Here is an 18,881-nt window from a genome sequence, read left to right as displayed (position 1 = left end):
TCTTATTGAATTTTTTCGATAGCAATAGGGAGTAAGCGTTGTACAAATAAAGAATATGCTAAAGCTGATGGATGTAAGCCGTCAGTTGCCACCAGATTTGTATTGTTTAATCCTTGTCTTGTAATATCAGTAATATTTACAAATGTTATATTTTGTTGATTACAGTAGTTTTGTGCAAACGCGTTGTATTGATTTATTTCTGCAGAAATATTTTCTGAGTTACTACTATTCTGGCCAAAAGGAGTGTATGCATAATCTGGAATAGAAACGACTACAACATTGGTTTTATCGTTTTTTGCTAACTGAATTGCTTTAGAGATTAATATCGGAAACTCTTCTTCATATAGTGAAAAAGGTTTGTTTTGATATTGATTATTAACACCAATTAAAAGTGTTACTAGATCCTTGTTGTTTTCTGGGTTATTAATCGTTATGGCATTGATGAGGTTATTAGTTGTCCACCCAGTTTGTGCTATAATATTGAGATTAAAAGTGTCTTGTTCTGCAAATTCAGAGATTAAACTAAATTTTAATTGTTCTGGAAAACTACAAGTTTCGCATACGCTTTGCCCAATGGTATAACTGTCTCCAAGTGAAAGAATATTAAAGGTATGCGGAATTGTAACTTGGTTTTGATTGTCTTCTTCGTCAATGATTTCTTCTATAATTTCTTCGTCGTCTTCAGAAAAAACAATCTCATTGTTTGTTGAACAAGTATATAGCAAAATTAGCATGAATAATAGAGGATGAGCTAAACTTTTCATGTACTAAATATACAACAACATATTTATATTGGTTTTTATTTGAGCCTAATTGAGATTGGAATAAATAAAAAAATGCTTCTCAATTTGAGAAGCATTTTAAAATTATAATATTTCCTTAAAGTGAAATTATATTATTTCTTATATAAAGGGTCTCTACCAATTGTACCAACTAAACGGTTTAAATAATCTGGAGATTTTGCATCATTATATAATTTTTTGGTATTCTCTAAACGTGTATTTAATTGAAGTTCTTCAACCAAAATGTCATTTTGAGGACTCTTAATAAATAATTCTAAATACTCTATTTGAGAACCGTAGTATTCGATATCCTTTTGTTGTTTAAGTACTAATCTTTCTTTGTACCAGTCTGAGTTAATAACATAATCTCTATTGAAATACGTTCTTAATTCTGAATCGTTGATATCTTTACCTTCATAATGTCCGTAAGCCATTATATTCAATAGAATCTTTAAAGGAGGAATAGCAGCTTCTATACTACCGTCTTCAAAATAATTTAAGGCTACCTTTTGCTGAGCTTCTGTAATATTTTTAATACCATCAACAAAATCCTCTAAATTTTGTAATTCTGGTTTTAACATACGTTCGTTAAACACTGCAGTAGGCTCATCAAACAATCTATTTAAACATAATAAAGAGAATGTTTTTGTAATTCTGTAGCCTAATCGGCTTGCTAATATTTTTTCACCGTTATGCTCAAAATCTTCAAGCTTTTCTAAAGAGCCATTAGCAATTAAGTTATTTGGATCTCTATCTTCTGGAGCCATTCTAGCCCAAATTTCAGGAATTAATAAACTCACATCGTGGTCTATTTTATTTTCCGCACCAACATAACCAGCAGCTGTACTAAATCCGTTAGACTCTGTTAATATGTGTGATAGTAAAGCGTTGTTTAAATCTGTTGTTGGTGTCAACATATTAAAAGGAGCTTTGGTTAATGCACCTTCAGATCCAGCTCCTGTAGTAGAAGGCGATTTACCTGTTAAACTACAAATAAAGTCCATAAACAATTCTGGAGTTTCTTGGTAATGTATTGGGTTGTAAACCGCTAATGGTCTAATACCTGCTTCTCGATCTGCTGGGTTATTTCTTCGACCTGGTAAAACGGCATTTACAACGTGGATTACTGGGTCTTCTGGTTTAATTCTTCTACATAAACGTACGCCTATATCAGAAATATAAGTAGCTTCAGTTTCATTATAAACTTTATTTGGCTCTAAATAACGTGGATTTTTAGTTGGTTCGCCATCTACAATTCTTGGGTGAGAAGGCAAAACAAATTGAACTTCTTCATCTTCAGAATCTATGATTTCTTTAATAAAATCTTTAACGGGTTGCGTGTATTTATCGTAATTTATTGTGTCTTCATAAATTGCAATTGCGTCAGCTTTATTTAACATTTCGTAATTTGTTAAAAATCTACCGTCAGTAACAATATCTAGCTCTGCTAATTTATCGTAACCTCTTACAATAGCTTCATCTGGTCTTTGGAATAAATGAGCTTCACAATTGGTTAGAACTTTTACACTTTGGTTTGCGTATTCTGGATTTAAATTTTTGAAACGATTTTTAGGAAGTGTTATTGATGCTGTAATATCGTCTTCTGTCTGAATCTTTTCACAAGCAGCAAAATCTGAACGTAATTTATTAAGCATCCAATTGCCTTCTTGATTGAAGCCAATACGAACATAACTACCAACAACAGGCGTATTATTGTAAATTAACGAAGTTCCTTTTACACCATTTATAAATTCTACAGACATCAAGTCTTTCCAGTTAAGATTGGCACCATGTGCTTGTCTAAATAAACGTTTTACAAATAATACTAAAGAGCGAATATGAACTGGGATATTTTTTAGAAATTCATTAAACTCATCTGAATTTTCTTCGTTTGGAGTTAGCAATTTTACAACAGATCCCAAGGTTCTTTTTTCACTTAAGAATGATCTAGATTTCGGTCTATTAGGATTTTTAACTTTCCATCTTGTAGAATAATCAAATTCAATAATTTCATCCGCTTTCTTAAAATCTTCATCAATATTATGAATGTTAAATGCGCTATAGGTAATGGCATTTTGCATAGATTTAGAAATCTCGGACTTGCCACCACCAGATACTGTACATGGTTTGTGGCAAAAAACACCTTCAGGATATGTTTCTATAAATCGCCATAAATCAATAGATCTGTGTTTTTCTAATCTTAATTTATTTCCAGAAGGATGAATATAAGTTTTAAACGGAGAAATGGTAATTTTCTGCTCTTCACCTTTATATTTCCAAGAAATACTATTTGTAGCAGTGTTAAAATAAGACGATTCTGGAATGTAAACAATATTAGGATAATTTTTATCTATTGCGTAATTTTCAGGTTTTACATCAATTCTATCACCTATTAAGGATTTTACTTCTTCAAAGGTGTGATCTAATCCATAATAAATAGAGTAGTCCTCGCAATTTACGGTTTCACCCATTACACGTCTAGCATAAGCTATAGCACCACCAGCATGTTCTTCTTCTGCTAGACCAAATAAATTTGCAGAATAACTGATTTGAGTTTTTATTTCTTTTTTAGAATAACCATAGTAATTATCAGCAATTAGTGTTACCACTACACCTCTTTCATCTCTACATGTAATTTTAAATGCACTACCATCATTATAAAGTTCATGTTCATTTTGCCAGCACATACCGTCTTTTCTCTGACGTTCTGTTGCATCGTTATAATGAGGAAGACCTACATCTTTCTTTTTTAGTTTTAACAACTGAGGCGCAAGAATGATACATCCTGTATGGCCTGTCCAGTGTTCTGGATCTAACGCAGCATCATTATGTGCTAAATTTGGATCGCCTGCATTACCAAAAATAGATTCAACAAAATCTAGATTACTAACTAAAGTACCAGGTGCAAAAAAGCGAACCTCTAATGATTTTTCTTTAAGAACACCTTTTACCTCTGGACATACAACTGGTCTTAAGAGCATAGACACAATGGTTTGAGCTTTCTCTTTTTGATTAGATGTAAATGGTAAGGTTGTTAAGTCGTTAGAAGGGCTAAAAGCTGCGTGTAAAAAGTGAGCTAAAACTACTCTAGGAACTTCTTTTTTATCTAATGGCACTGGAAGTGGACCTTCTACAATATGAAATGTGCCTTTTGTTGTTCTTTTATCGTGTAAAGGATTGTTTAAAATCCCTTGTTTAAGTCGTTTTGATGTAACCAAATCACTTTCAAAAGAGGTGCCATTAGGTGGTAAACTAGCTTCTCTTGCTTGTCCTTTTCTTGAAAGTATTAGGGTGTTATTTGGGATTATATACGATTTATCTACGCTAACATCTTTTAAATAGTCGTCTATAAAATTTTGAATTCTGGAATCTGCAGGACAATGATGACTTGCTAAAAGTCTCGATTTTTCACGCAAACTTCTAATTAAGCCATTTGTGAGTGCTTCAACTTTTGGGTCGTTAAATTTTGTTTTACTGTCCTTTGCATCTTTATATATAGGTTGTCCTATTGATGCTAATTGTAAATTAATAAATTGAATAAGTTCTTGTCTAGATTCTGCCATAATACTTTAAACTATTGATTTTGTGCACAAATTTGTTTTCTATGCAAAAATAAGAGCATCAAGATATAAAAAACCTGTCAAATGTCAGTCTTTCAATAATTATTTAAGAAAACGATTTAGTAAAATATAGTTATTTAGAGGTATATAAATTGTCAATTAAGGATATTAGATGTAGTTATTTAATATTATTTGTAGTTGATTTAGCTTAAAAGAGCTTCATTCACTCGCAAATAACACTTTTAAACAAAAAAATGCTTCCCAATTATTAGGAAGCATTTTTTTAATTTTACATCAATTATAATGTAATATTTAAAATGTTATTTAACCATTATTTAAAAGCATTTAAACCTGTAATATCAAGACCAGTTATTAATAAATGAATATCATGAGTACCTTCATAAGTAATTACGCTTTCTAAATTCATAGAATGACGCATAATGCTGTATTCACCTGTAATACCCATTCCGCCTAACATTTGTCTTGCTTCACGTGCTATATTGATGGCCATATCTACATTATTTCGTTTAGCCATTGAAATTTGTGCTGATGTTGCAGTACCTGCCTCACGCATTACACCTAATCGCCAAGCTAATAATTGAGCTTTAGTGATTTCTGTAATCATTTCGGCTAATTTCTTTTGTTGTAATTGAAATTGCCCAATTGGTTTCCCAAATTGCATACGTTCTTTACTATAACGCAAAGCAGTGTCATAACAATCCATAGCAGCACCAATGGCTCCCCAAGCAATACCAAAACGTGCTGAATCTAAGCAGCCAAGAGGTGCGCCTAATCCAGATTTGTTTGGCAATAAATTTTCTTTTGGCACTTTTACATTATCAAAAATTAACTCTCCTGTGGCAGATGCTCTAAGTGACCATTTATTATGCGTTTCTGGTGTAGAGAAGCCTTCCATGCCACGTTCTACAATAAGTCCATGGATTCTTCCACTTTCATCTTTTGCCCAAACAACTGCAATTTCGCAAAAGGGTGCATTAGAAATCCACATTTTTGCACCATTTAAAAGATAGTGATCTCCCATATCTTTAAAATTAGTGGTCATCCCTCCAGGATTTGAACCATGATCTGGTTCTGTTAGTCCAAATGAACCAACCCATTCACCAGACGCTAATTTAGGTAGGTATTTTTTACGTTGTTCTTCGTTTCCGTATTTCCAAATTGGATACATTACTAAAGACGACTGAACAGACGCTGTACTACGAACACCAGAATCACCTCTCTCAATTTCTTGCATTATTAATCCATAAGAAATTTGATCCAAACCTGCTCCTCCATACTCTTCAGGTATGTAAGGTCCAAAAGCTCCTATTTCTGCTAAGCCTTTTACAATTTGTTTTGGAAATTCAGCCTTTTGAGCGTATTCTTCAATTATTGGTGACACATCTCGTTTTACCCAATCTCTAGCAGCATCGCGTACTAATTTGTGCTCCTCGGTAAGTAATTCGTCTAAGTTGTAATAATCTGGTGCTTCGAATAAATCTGGTTTCATTCTCATTTAGATATTTATAGCTTCTTATTTTGAGAATTTATCAAAATAGAAGGTGTTATTTTATAAGTTTAACAAAAGTAACGAAAACGTTAGCATTGCCCAACAATAGAATTACATTTTCAGATAAAAATCTTTAGTTAATTGAATGTAATCATCTGTGTATTGATGGCGAGCAGTTTCTATTATTAACTCAGAAGTATGGGTTTCATTTTTTGTAAATGAAAATTCTATTAAGCTACGCTTAATTTCAGATTTAGGATTTCCTTTTACACGAAGTATGCGGTTAGAGAATAATTTATATTTTGAAGCTAAATCAATAAATTTTTCTTCTTCTTTATTTGGTATTATTATAGAAAAAATACCATTGCTCGATAATAAATTTGCAACAGCAAAAACTAAGTGTTCAAAAGGCATAGCATCATTGAAACGAGCTAAGTCTCTCGATTCGTTTTCAGTTTTATAATCTTCCGAATAAAATGGAGGGTTACAAATAATAAGGTCAAATTTATCATCTACTTCTTCAACAAATTCTAAAAGAGAAGCATGGTAACAGAATAAACGATCTGCCCAATTTGAATTTTCAAAATTCTCAGCACATTGTTCATAGGCATCAGCATCAATTTCTATAGCTTCAATATTTTCTGCGAAACTTCTTTGAGCCATCATTAGAGATAAAACACCAGTGCCAGCACCAACGTCTAAAACATTATGAGGATTGTGTAAAATAGAGGTCCATGCGCCAAGTAAAACACCATCAGTGCCAATTTTCATAGCACAACGGTCTTGGTTGACTGAGAATTCTTTAAATTTAAAAGGGAGCGAACTCATTATTCTTCAAGATATAAATCTATCAATCCTTCTGGTGTATTTACTACAATGGTTTTGTTTTCTCGATCTACTTTAACAATAAATTCATCATTCATAGGAATTAAGATTTCAATACCATCTCTATCAATTTCAAATAAGGATTGAGCTGTAGAGTCATTAATTCCTGTTATAATGCCAACATTACCAAAGTTTTGGTCTTTAATGTTAAAGCCAATTACTTCATGAAAATAAAACTTATCGCCTTCAAGCTTAGGTAATAATTCTAAGGGTAAATATAATTCTGTTTTTAGTAATGCATCTGCATCAGCTTCATCATTTACATCTTCAAATTTTAATCTCAATAAATCTGATTTGTGTAACTGTGAAGATTCTATAAAGAATGGTACTAAATTTCCTCTCAAATCAATAAAAATGGCATCTAGATTATCGTACAAATCAGGTTCGTCTGTATCTAATTTAGCTAATAGTTCTCCTTTAAAGCTATATTTCTTAACTATTTTACCTAAATAAAAGCATTCTTCTTTTTTCATAAAATTGAAATAAAAAACCCAGACTGAAATAGCCTGGGTTTAAAAGTATAAAAAAATATTTTTTTATTCTTCTTCGTTAGAAGCTGTTGCTTCTTCCGTTGCAGTTTCTTCAGCTGTTTCTTCAACAACAGGAGCTGCCGCAGCTATACGAGCTTCGTTTACTGCTTTTTCAGCTTCTAATGCTTTAGCTTTTGCATCTGCATCAGCCTTAGATAAACCATCAGTTTTAGCTGCAATTTTAGCCGCTTTTTCTTCTAACCAAGCATTGAATTTTTCTTCTGCTTGCTCTTCAGTTAAAGCACCTTTTCTAACACCACCAGCTAAATGATTTTTTAGCATAGCACCTTTATAAGATAAAATTGCTTTTGCTGTGTCAGTTGGTTGCGCACCATTTTGTAACCAAGTTACGGCACCATCAACGTCTAATTCAATAGTTGCAGGATTTGTGTTAGGATTGTAAGCACCTAATTTTTCAAGGTATTTACCATCTCTTTTAGCGCGAGAATCCGCTGCTACGATCCAGTAATAAGGTTTTCCTTTTTTACCGTGTCTTTGTAATCTAATTTTTACAGGCATAATAATTAATTAGTGAGGTTCTCGACCTCTGTTATTAATGAGGGCGCAAAGATAGTATAATTTTAGGAAACACAATGTTTTATATACATTTTAACTAAAAGAACCTCTTTTTAACTAAAAGAAAAAACCAAGTTATGCTCTATATAAAAAATTATTATACTTTTGGGTTTCTTGTTTCGTTATATTTGAGGCAAAGATAAAAGACCAATTTACACATGAAGAAACTAATCCTCTTATCTCTTGTTTTTTTAACCGTATTTAGCTGTGGTGATGAAGTAGAATTTAATTCGCCTGCTTTTCAAGGTGATCGTGAAAATGCACTTTGGAGAGCTAGTTCTTTTACTGCTAGTATTGAAACTAATGGTTTTTTGACAATTACAGGATCAAACAATTATGAAACCGTAAATCTTAAAGTACCTTCCGTAACTGAAAACACGTTTGTTGTTGGTGATGTAGATGCTATTGAAGCTCAATATTTAGATGGGTTCGGAACAACGTATTCCACTAATAATAGACCTGATGAAACTGTTTCTATTTATCCAGAATTAGGAGAGATAATTATCAGTGAAATAGATGTAGTAAATAAAACATTTACAGGTACGTACCGATTTTTAGCTTTTGATGAAGAAGGCCTGAATTCTATCGGATTTACAAATGGAATTTTTTATAAGGTGCCTTTGGTTTATGGGGAAATCCCAACAAGTCCAATTACTTGTGCTGATGTGGAGATTGCTGCAGATGATGCGCTTTTAGCATACGAAGCGACTTTTGCAACAAGTTTAGAATTTGTTAGTAGTGAAGCTTATTCGTTAGCATGTTCCAATTACGTTGAAGCATTAAACAATCAACGTAACTATTGTGGTGATTTAGATGGGTCTATTCAAACAAAAATAGACGAGTTAGGTGACTGTACAATGCCTTGTGAGTATGCCTCAGCTAATGTAATGGAAGCTAATTCTCAATATGTAACGGCTACTATTGGTAATTATAATGATAAGTGCGCGCAATATGGATTTTATCTTCAACAAGAAATTGACGTTTGCGGTGATGAAGATGGTAGTATACAAGCAAAAATTGATGCTTTAGACTGTAGTGATGATGATGGTGATGGCGTGCCAAATGTATTTGAAGACTTTAATGGAAATGATGATTTTGAAGATGATGATACAGATGGAGATGGTGTACCTAACTATCTAGATAATGATGACGATGGTGATGGTGTATTAACACAATATGAAGCTGTTGATGCAGATGGTAATCCTATAGATACCGATGGTGATGGTGATGTAGATTATTTAGATGACGATGATGATGGTGATACTATTTTAACTATTAATGAAAATGCTGATCCAAATGGTGATGGAAATCCTTCTGATGCTGTAGATACGGACGGAAATGGTGTGCCAGATTATTTGCAAGCATAAAGAAATTACATAATTTTAAATAAAAAGTGTTACTCAGCGAGTAACACTTTTTTGTTTACAATTGTTTATAACTTCATTTCAAAAAAGTTCAAATTCTATGTAATTTTATATGCTAACTTTTTTAGGTTCCTTTCTCTATTGAAAGGGAATAAAAGATAGGTTTAAAGGCTTTTTCTATGTACTTAATATTCGATACCGAAACCACAGGATTACCAAAACGTTGGGATGCACCAATTACAGATACAGATAATTGGCCTAGATGCATACAGATTGCTTGGCAATTGCATGATGGTATGGGAAATTGCATAGAGCATCAAGATTATTTGGTACAGCCAGAAGGTTTTAATATTCCGTATGATGCTGAGAAAATTCATGGTATTTCTACAGAATTAGCTCAAGAACAAGGTGTGCCATTGGCAGAAGTTTTAGAGAAATTCAACATCGCTTTATCAAAAACCAAATTTGTTGTTGGGCAGAATGTAAAGTTCGATTTAAATATTATGGGAGCCGAATTTGTACGTGAAGACGTTACAAATCCGCTTCAAGAATTGCCAGTTTTAGATACCTGTACAGAACATACAGCAGAATTATGTCAGTTGCCAGGTGGACGATACGGAAAGTTTAAATTACCAACATTAACGGAATTACATGAGTATTTATTTAATCAGCCATTTGCAGAAGCACACAATGCAACTGCCGATGTTGAGGCTACCACACGTTGTTTTTTAGAGTTAATAAGACGTAAGCAGTACACCAAGGAACAGTTAGATGTTGAGCCAGATTATTTTGAAAAATACACGCAAGAGAATCCTGCTGAGATTCAGCTCATCAACTTAAAACATATAAATTTAAAGAAGGCAAGTGCAAAAATTAATGCACGCCTTCAAAAAGAGCAATCAGAAGTCACACCAGTTGTTGTAGATAAAGAGGCTGCATCTCAAATCAAAGATGTTGATTTTGCACATTTGCATAACCATTCGCAGTATTCCATTCTTCAATCCACTATTAGTGTTAAGGATTTAGTAGCTGCTGCAGCTAGAGAAAATATGCCAGCCGTTGCAATGACGGATCATGGAAATATGATGGGTGCATTTCACTTTGTGAGTGCGGTTTCAGGCCATAATAAAAAAGTAAAAGCACAACATAAAGAAGCAGAAGAGGCTGGTTTAGAAAAGAAAGGTAAAATTATAAAACCAATTATTGGTTGTGAGTTTTTTGTCTGCGAAAACCATGCAGATAAAACCAGAAAAGACAATGGGTACCAAATTGTATTAATGGCCAAGAATAAAAATGGCTATCATAATTTGGCAAAATTATCGTCTGCAGCATTTACAGATGGTTTTTATTATGTGCCTAGAGTAGATAAAAAACTGATTGAGCAGTACAAAGAAGATTTAATCTGTTTAACTGGAAATCTTTATGGTGAAGTGCCAAGCAAGGTACTTAATGTTGGTGAAAACCAAGCAGAAGAAGCTTTATTGTGGTGGAAAGAGACCTTTAAAGATGATTTGTATTTAGAAATCATGCGTCACAATCAGGAAGATGAAAATCGTGTGAATCCTGTGTTAATTCAGTTTTCAAAAAAGCACGATGTTAAGTTGGTAGCCACAAACAATACTTACTATGTTGACCAAGAAAATGCCAATGCGCACGATATTTTATTGTGTGTAAAAGATGGAGAAAAGCAAGCCACACCAATTGGTCGTGGACGTGGTTACCGTTACGGTTTACCTAATCAAGAATATTATTTTAAGTCTTCAGAAGAAATGAAGGCGTTGTTTAGAGATGTGCCTGAAGCGATTGTAAATATTCAAGAGGTTGTTGATAAAATTGAACCTTACGAGTTAGCAAGAGATGTATTGTTACCTGCTTTTGATATTCCGGATGAGTTTAAATTTAAAGAAGATGAAGAAGATGGAGGTAAACGTGGAGAAAATGCCTTTTTAAGACATTTAACTTATAAAGGTGCAAAAATCCGTTATGGCGACATTACACCAGAAATTGAAGAACGTCTCGATTTTGAGTTAAGCGTTATTGAAAAAACAGGATATCCAGGTTATTTCTTAATTGTAGAAGATTTTATTCGCGAAGCCAGAAACATGGACGTTTCGGTTGGTCCTGGTCGTGGTTCTGCAGCAGGTTCTGTAGTTGCTTATTGTTTATGGATTACCAATATAGACCCAATTAAATACGATTTACTTTTTGAGCGTTTCCTAAATCCGGATCGTGTAAGTATGCCAGATATCGATATCGATTTTGATGATGAAGGTCGAGGTCGTGTTATGGATTATGTTATTGAAAAATATGGAGCCAACCAAGTAGCGCAGATTATTACTTACGGAACTATGGCTGCTAAATCATCCATTAGAGATACAGCCAGAGTTTTAGACTTACCATTAAATGAAGCGGATCATATTGCTAAATTAATTCCGTTAATGTCTAAACTCGGAAAGATTTTTGGTTTAGATGAAAAGGAATTAGCGAAAAAATTTAGAGCTGAGGATTTAGAAAAAATTAATGAATTATTAAATATTTCAGATGGTGACGATTTACAAGCCGAAACCATCAACCAAGCCAGAATATTAGAGGGCTCGGTAAGAAATACAGGTATTCATGCTTGTGGTGTAATTATTACACCAGGAGATATTACCAATTATGTTCCGGTGTCTTTAGCAAAAGATTCCGATTTATATGTTACGCAATTTGATAACTCTGTCGTTGAAGATGCAGGTTTATTAAAAATGGATTTCTTGGGACTAAAAACCTTAACCTTAATTAAAGATACGGTTAAGATAGTAAAAGCAAAACACGATATTTTGCTCGATCCAGAAAATTTTCCGTTAGATGATGTAAAAACATATGAGTTATTTCAACGTGGAGAAACGGTTGGTGTGTTTCAGTATGAATCTCCAGGCATGCAAAAACACATGAAGAATCTTAAACCTACGGTTTTTGATGATTTAATTGCCATGAATGCCTTGTATCGTCCTGGTCCAATGGAATATATTCCAAGTTTTATTGCGCGTAAACATGGTGATGAGGAGATTGTATACGATTTACCAGAAATGGAAGAATATCTCAAGGAAACCTATGGAATTACCGTTTACCAAGAGCAGGTAATGTTGTTGTCTCAAAAGTTGGCGGATTTTACCAAAGGTGAAGCCGATGTTTTGAGAAAAGCCATGGGTAAAAAGCAAATTGCGGTTTTGGATAAAATGAAACCAAAATTTATTGAACAAGCAGGAGCCAAAGGATTAGATAAAACCAAATTAGAAAAAATATGGAAGGATTGGGAAGCCTTTGCAAGCTACGCCTTTAACAAATCGCACTCCACCTGTTATGCATGGATTGCATACCAAACAGCCTACTTAAAAGCACATTATCCTGCAGAATATATGGCTGCCGTTTTATCTAATAACATGAATGATATTAAATCCGTAACCTTCTTTATGGAAGAATGTAAGCGGATGCGATTACCAGTTTTAGGTCCAAGTGTTAATGAAAGTTTTTACAAATTCTCTGTAAATAAAGACAACGCTGTTCGGTTTGGAATGGGAGCCATAAAAGGTGTAGGCCATGGCGCTGTAAAAACCATTGTAGAAAACAGAAAGAAGGATGGTAATTATAAATCTATTTTTGATTTAGCAAAACGTATTGATTTACGGGCTGCTAATAAAAAAGCTTTTGAAGGTTTAGCTAATGCTGGTGGATTTGATTGTTGGCCAGATACACATAGAGCACAATATTTTGCAAATGATGGTGATGGCATTACCTTTTTAGAAAAAGCGGTAAAATATGGTGCAAAACACCAAGAAAATGAAAATTCTGCACAAGTAAGTTTATTTGGAGAAGCTAGTGATGTACAAATAGCTGAGCCAACTGTTCCACCATGTGAAGATTGGGGAACTATGGAAAAACTATCGAGAGAACGTGAAGTGGTTGGTATATACATATCTGGTCATCCTTTAGATGATTTTAAAACCGAAATGAAAACTTTTTGCAACGGAACTGTAGGTTTATTTAATGATTTAGAAGCAATTGTAAATAAAGAAGTCACTTTTGGTGGTGTGGTTACAGATGTGCAACATCGTGTGAGCAAACAAGGTAAAGGCTGGGCTATATTTACGATTGAAGATTATAGAGATAGTTTTGAGTTTAGAATCTTTGGTGAAGACTATTTAAAGTTTAGACACTTTTTTGTCATTAACTCATTTGTGTATGTACGCGCTTTTGTTCGCGAAGGTTGGGTAAATAGAGATACAGGTAAAAAAGGTGACCCTAGAATTCAGTTTAATAGTTTTCAGTTGTTGCACGATGTCATGGATACTTATGCAAAAAAACTATCTATACAACTTAATATTAGAGATTTAGAAAAAGAGAAAATCTCAATATTGTACGATTTAATTAAGTTTCATGAAGGAAATCAAACTTTAAACTTTTTGGTTTATGATAATGCTGAAAAAATAAAAGTACAAATGCCAAGTCGAAAAAATAAGATTAAAATTTCACAAGAACTTTTAAATAGTTTGAAGGAGCATGATGTGATGTATAAGTTGAATTAAAAATAATATATAAACATTGCTTTTTAAGCTTTTATTAGAGAATTCATACCAAGCATCAAATTAAAACTCCTTTTGTAAAAGTGTTTAAGTATAGAAAGCTATTGCGTCTAATTTAAGCTAGCCAATTCATTACAGAATTTAACTAAGTCCTCAATAGTATTTTTAAACTGATTATTATTCACTTTTTCAATGAGTACTGGGTGTCCTTCAGCTAGTTTAGCAAGATTTTTATTAAATCCAAAAACATAAGATTTTGATAGTGTAGATATTCCTGTTTCGTTATTTGACGTTACAATTACAGGTTCTTCTTCATTAAATAGATAAAGGTTAATGTTATTAGATTCAACTAATACTTTGCATAGTTTTTCTTGCGAACCATTAAGTGTCTCTTGGTTTGTAGTAGTTTCTTTAAAATTTACATTTTTATAATGTGTGCCATCAATAAAAAGGACTTCGTTTAGCGCTTTAGCACTTTTAACTTCTGTACCAATTGGTGTACCATTATCTGCATACCTTACAATATTCATTTTATAGGCAATGTTTTTAATGTCTTTGGTGTCCACATCTACTAAAGTGGTATCGCCTGCTTTAGATACTAAATATGCCTTAATTAATTCTAAGTCTAAAGATGATGATTCTTCTGTTTCAACTATTATTGGTTCTTCTACAATATTGCTTAAATCTTCTGTGAGTACTTCAAAGTGTCTGGTATTTGTGTTGTTGGCTTTAAATTTTGTTATTAATTCATCTGCTTTTCTAATAAAGTACTTTCCATCAGATTTGTCGTAACCATTATCAATTAATTTTTGTGCATATATTTTCGATTTCTCTGGCATGTCTAGATAATAGTACATTTTGGCAATGTTATAAAAACTAGCATATCTCATTTTTGTTTCTTTCTTTTTTTGGCCAGCATATTTAGGTACTAGACTATTAAAATAATCTATTACAGGTGTTAATTCGTTTTTTAAGTTAGCAACAGATTCGTCAGATTTCATTTTAGAAAATACGGCTTTCATAGTTTCAAAAGCTTCCATATGTTTTTTATATTCTGGATGCTTTTTCTTTCCTAAAATCCAAAAATGCTCACTTCTAGAGTTGGTAATTTGATAGCCGTAAATGTTGTTTAGGTTTGCATTTATAGAATATAATATTCCTTTTTGGTGATCAGAAGAATGCGTGTTCCTTAAGTTATTACGGTTGTTGTTATAATAATTTTGTGCAGCTGAGTATGTTGAGAAATTCTTACTCTCATAATTGTCTTTTTCAGAAAAGTCATTTTGATAATCATTTTCAATGTTTTCTGAGTTGCTAACCGCTATACTAGCTGAAGACGTGTAAGTAACATGAACTTTATAGGTGTAACTTGTTGAAACTACGTTGCCATCATCGTCCTTTTTTTCGTGTTTAGTCTTTTTTATTTCAACCTCTCCTACATTTGTTCCATTAAATCTATAATTAATATCTAAAGTACCATTAGACTTAACTCTAGAAAAACCAGATAACGAAATTGCTCTTTTGTTTGTAGAAAAGGTTCTTTTGGAGTTATCTAATATAGGATGAGTAGGCAATTTTACATAAGATACATTAAAGTATTCTCTATCTAAGTTAGCACTTTGAGAAAAAGACAAAGCATAGGCAAAGAGTAAGAGTATAAGTGTAATTATGTTTTTCATAAGTAGGGTTTTAGGGTGTGAATTAGTTAACAAATATATAGATAATTTTAAAGCTTATAATATGTTTTATAGAATGTTAAAGGGGTTTTTGTATCGTAATATGTTAATAATAAGTCTAGAAAATACATCTATAGTCAAATCCAATACAGCCATTGTAAGGTTTGCCAAATATTTTGACTAATTTTGCAGTTCTCCTACTAATTAGGAAGAATAAAACTGAAGTACAATATATTAAAAATAAATATTATGGCATTAGAAATAACAGATGCAAACTTTGAAGAAACAGTATTAAAAAGTGACAAACCAGTAATGGTTGATTTTTGGGCTGCTTGGTGCGGACCATGTCGTATGGTTGGGCCAATCATTGACGAAATCAGTACAGAATACGATGGTAAAGCTGTAGTTGGTAAGGTCGATGTTGATGCAAACCAAGAATTTGCTGCAAAATATGGTGTAAGAAACATACCAACTGTTTTGATTTTTCAGAACGGAGAAGTTGTTGGTCGCCAAGTAGGTGTTGCACCTAAAAATGCATATTCAGACGCTATTGACGCTCTTTTATAGTCAATACTCTAAAAGAAATGATAAAAGGTTTGCCAATTTGGTGAACCTTTTTTAGTTTCGGTAACTTATGGATTTACAACAAGAACTCAATAAAACAGGAGGTTTTAAAAACCTAGAATTGCTAGCCAAACAAGTAGTTGAGGGTTTTATTGCAGGTATGCATAAAAGTCCATTTCATGGGTTTTCGGCAGAATTTGCCGAGCATAAAATTTACAATCAAGGCGAAAGTACAAAACATATAGATTGGAAACTCTTTGCCAAAACAGACCGTTTATATACAAAACGCTATGATGATGAAACCAATTTACGTTGTCACATAATATTAGATAATAGTAGTTCTATGCACTATCCAGAAACGGGTGGTACATCCATAGATAATCTTAATAAAATTGCATTTTCTGCTTTGGCAGGCGCGTCTTTAATGCATATTCTTAAAAAACAACGCGATGCTGTTGGATTAAGTATTTATAGTGATAGTTATGATTTTTATTCACCAGAAAAGGGTAGTGAACGTCATCACCAAATGTTATTGCATAAATTAAATGAAGCTGTTGTCTCTAAACCAGAAACTAAAACAACAGAAACATATAGGTATTTACACCAGATAGCTGAAAAGATTCACCGTAGGTCATTGATTTTTGTATTTACAGATATGTTTCAAACCTCAGAGGATGACGAGAAATTGTTTGAAGCCCTAAGGCATTTAAAGTATAACAAGCACGAAGTAGTTTTATTTCATGTGTTTGATAAGGAAAGAGAACTCAATTTTAATTTCGATAATAGACCAAAGCGTTTTATAGATGTTGAAACAGGAGAACACATAAATTTATATGCAGATAATGTAAAGTATAATTACGAAAAAGCTGTAAAAGACTACTTTACAGATTTAAAAATTAAATGTGGACAATATAGAATTAAGTATGTAGAGGCTGATATAAAAGCCGGATTTAATAATATTTTGACGACCTATATAATAGAACGACAAAAATTTATTTAGATTATTTTTTATTTTTTTAGTTTTTTGTTTGTCAAATTAAAAATGCAATGTATATTTGCCCTCGCAATTAAGCAACGGTCTGGTAGTTCAGTTGGTTAGAATGTCGCCCTGTCACGGCGAAGGTCGCGGGTTCGAGTCCCGTCCAGACCGCTAAAATTGCAAAAAGCTTCAAGAGATTGAGGCTTTTTTTAGCATTAATTCCACTGAAATGGAATATTAAGATGTTGTGTTGTCCAAGAGAAATCTTGGAAGTTGTTACCAAAGTAATTTGGTAATCCAATGAGAAGCTTTCCTTTTTTCTGAATAAGAAGATTGGGATGCTTTTTTGTTTTAGGGATGGTTATAATCTTTAAAAACCTTCAATTCTTCAAAATAAAGTGTCCTTTTAGGTGTCCCAAAATTAAAACCACAAAGAAAAAATGAAAATCATTAGAGAGCAAAAACTTCTTTGTTATGCCATTGGAGTGATTCTGGAGATGGATACCAAGAAGCTTTTTTAGGTAGGATTATTTGATTACCATTAAATTGAGATAAAGAAAACACAGTTTCATTTTCAGTAACTGTAGGTGATATTCTAACTATGTAATCTTGATTAATGGTAATTAATCCTCTGTCAAAAGCTCTATGTAAATTTGGAGATAATGATATTCCATTAGGGATTGTATCATCATTTGAAATACTAAAGGGTATAATGTGACAAGCATCTATCATTTGAGCATTTTGTGATGATTCAATCCTCATTCCTGATATACAACAAGAGTGATTATAGATTTTTGGGATAGTCTTTTTAAATAACCCACCTCTTATAAATATTTCTTCTTCATATTCATCATCATCTAAAGATGCCCTTAACTCTTTTAAGTGATTTTGATAATCAGCTTTAGGTTCATTCAACATTTGACTCTCAATCTTCAATACGACATTATTTACATTTGAGAGGATAATTGAATAATTTGACGCTGTATTTTTAAAATATTTTTGAACAATAACCTGTTCTAAAATTGTTCTTGTTGCACTATCAGATAACAGCTCAAATAGGCGCTTATCAATTTCAGCAAAAGCAATAGATTCTTTTAAGTTTTTGAAACTTTTAATACTTTTTGATTTTGTTACAATTAGTTCCATTCCTGTTTTAGTAACAAGATGCCAAAAAGATTCACTTCTCATGTGGAAAAATGGAAGTGCAAAATTTGGAGTATGAGGAGTGTCAACCATTGCATTCCAAACATTTTTAAATTCTAATAAAAGTTCTGGTGTTATAAAGATTCTGTTTGAAACAATCTCTTTTCTTTGGATAAGTTGAATTATGGATAATAGTAAAATAGGCTTATGAGGAGCTTTACCTAATCTCTTATTATATCCTCTATTTAAGGTTTCAAATAGATGAATGTATTTATTAATCACTTCATTCATTAATCACAAATCTATATAAATGATTCAGATATTCTAAAAACTATTTAAGAAAAAATGAATACTAAATATTTTTCATGATTTCACAGTTTATCAACGCTTTGAGTTTTTCAAGTTTATCTTTCTGAACTATGGTTGTTCATAATGTAATTAATTGTGAACAAAAATATTTTTTTAGTAATACGCTAGGAATCATTAATTTAATTTTAAGATTCAAAAATTAGAAACAAAAAGGGTGACTTATCAAAGCCAAAAGTGTCTTATAAGAGCTATTAATCAATAAAATTAAGGTTACGAGAAATCGTGGCCTTTTTTTTTTATGAGGTATTCAATTTTTATAATTGAATTGCTAATGATAAACCATTTGATTTTCAGAGGTTTGTGTTAATTTGCATATGTGTTTTATCGTATAATTAATACGTTTTATCGATGAAAATTAGGAATTTTTAAAAATTCATGTAT

12 protein-coding genes and 1 tRNA gene are annotated in these 18,881 nt (G+C 32.4%); 5 read left to right on the top strand and 8 right to left on the bottom strand.

The genetic code is table 11. The annotated features are described in order from the left end of the window. Positions 1 to 2 precede the first annotated feature (2 nt). From HNV10_RS01435 to HNV10_RS01410, 6 genes are all read right to left on the bottom strand, one after another. Positions 3 to 764, bottom strand: coding sequence for an SGNH/GDSL hydrolase family protein (locus HNV10_RS01435; protein ID WP_173299547.1), 762 nt, complete (start codon positions 762 to 764; stop codon positions 3 to 5). A 131-nt stretch (positions 765 to 895) separates the two neighbouring features. After that, the gene (locus HNV10_RS01430; protein ID WP_173299546.1) at positions 896 to 4,345 is read right to left on the bottom strand and encodes a hypothetical protein; all 3,450 of its coding nucleotides are present in this window, start codon (positions 4,343 to 4,345) and stop codon (positions 896 to 898) included. A 328-nt stretch (positions 4,346 to 4,673) separates the two neighbouring features. After that, on the bottom strand, positions 4,674 to 5,852 hold the full coding sequence (locus HNV10_RS01425) for an acyl-CoA dehydrogenase family protein (RefSeq protein ID WP_173299545.1): 1,179 nt from the start codon (positions 5,850 to 5,852) through the stop codon (positions 4,674 to 4,676). A gap of 111 nt (positions 5,853 to 5,963) precedes the next feature. After that, the gene (locus HNV10_RS01420; RefSeq protein WP_173299544.1) at positions 5,964 to 6,680 is read right to left on the bottom strand and encodes a tRNA1(Val) (adenine(37)-N6)-methyltransferase; all 717 of its coding nucleotides are present in this window, start codon (positions 6,678 to 6,680) and stop codon (positions 5,964 to 5,966) included. Further along, positions 6,680 to 7,210 carry a ribosome maturation factor RimM gene (gene rimM, locus HNV10_RS01415; RefSeq protein ID WP_173299543.1) on the bottom strand — a complete coding sequence of 177 codons (531 nt, stop codon included), beginning with the start codon at positions 7,208 to 7,210 and terminating at the stop codon, positions 6,680 to 6,682. Before rimM ends, HNV10_RS01420 begins: the two co-directional genes overlap by 1 nt. Before the next feature lie 63 nt (positions 7,211 to 7,273). Continuing rightward, positions 7,274 to 7,786 carry a 30S ribosomal protein S16 gene (locus HNV10_RS01410; RefSeq protein WP_173299542.1) on the bottom strand — a complete coding sequence of 171 codons (513 nt, stop codon included), beginning with the start codon at positions 7,784 to 7,786 and terminating at the stop codon, positions 7,274 to 7,276. A gap of 215 nt (positions 7,787 to 8,001) precedes the next feature. Between HNV10_RS01410 and HNV10_RS01405 the strand changes: the two genes are divergently transcribed. After that, positions 8,002 to 9,210, top strand: a complete 1,209-nt coding sequence (locus tag HNV10_RS01405; protein WP_173299541.1) for a DUF6252 family protein — start codon at positions 8,002 to 8,004, stop codon at positions 9,208 to 9,210. Between the two features lie 176 nt (positions 9,211 to 9,386). Further along, positions 9,387 to 13,772, top strand: a complete 4,386-nt coding sequence (dnaE, locus tag HNV10_RS01400; protein WP_173299540.1) for a DNA polymerase III subunit alpha — start codon at positions 9,387 to 9,389, stop codon at positions 13,770 to 13,772. A 107-nt stretch (positions 13,773 to 13,879) separates the two neighbouring features. Here the strand turns inward: dnaE and HNV10_RS01395 are convergent, their stop codons facing one another. Further along, positions 13,880 to 15,448, bottom strand: coding sequence for a hypothetical protein (locus tag HNV10_RS01395; protein WP_173299539.1), 1,569 nt, complete (start codon positions 15,446 to 15,448; stop codon positions 13,880 to 13,882). 246 nt (positions 15,449 to 15,694) lie between these two features. Here HNV10_RS01395 and trxA point away from each other — a divergent pair, with 246 nt between their 5' ends. From trxA to HNV10_RS01380, 3 genes are all read left to right on the top strand, one after another. Further along, the gene (gene trxA / locus HNV10_RS01390) at positions 15,695 to 16,012 is read left to right on the top strand and encodes a thioredoxin (RefSeq protein WP_157363520.1); all 318 of its coding nucleotides are present in this window, start codon (positions 15,695 to 15,697) and stop codon (positions 16,010 to 16,012) included. Positions 16,013 to 16,079: 67 nt separating this feature from the next. Next, a complete protein-coding gene (locus HNV10_RS01385) occupies positions 16,080 to 17,009 on the top strand; it encodes a DUF58 domain-containing protein (protein ID WP_173299538.1) in 930 nt (309 codons plus the stop codon). A 76-nt stretch (positions 17,010 to 17,085) separates the two neighbouring features. Then, positions 17,086 to 17,159 (top strand) — tRNA-Asp (locus tag HNV10_RS01380). 279 nt (positions 17,160 to 17,438) lie between these two features. Here the strand turns inward: HNV10_RS01380 and HNV10_RS01375 are convergent. After that, positions 17,439 to 18,422, bottom strand: coding sequence for an HNH endonuclease (locus HNV10_RS01375; RefSeq protein WP_173299537.1), 984 nt, complete (start codon positions 18,420 to 18,422; stop codon positions 17,439 to 17,441). Between the last annotated feature and the right edge of the window lie 459 nt (positions 18,423 to 18,881).

It is taken from the genome of Winogradskyella litoriviva, from assembly GCF_013249065.1.
GTDB classification, from domain to species: Bacteria; Bacteroidota; Bacteroidia; order Flavobacteriales; family Flavobacteriaceae; genus Winogradskyella; species Winogradskyella litoriviva.
This window is presented reverse-complemented; position numbering and strand designations above follow the sequence as displayed.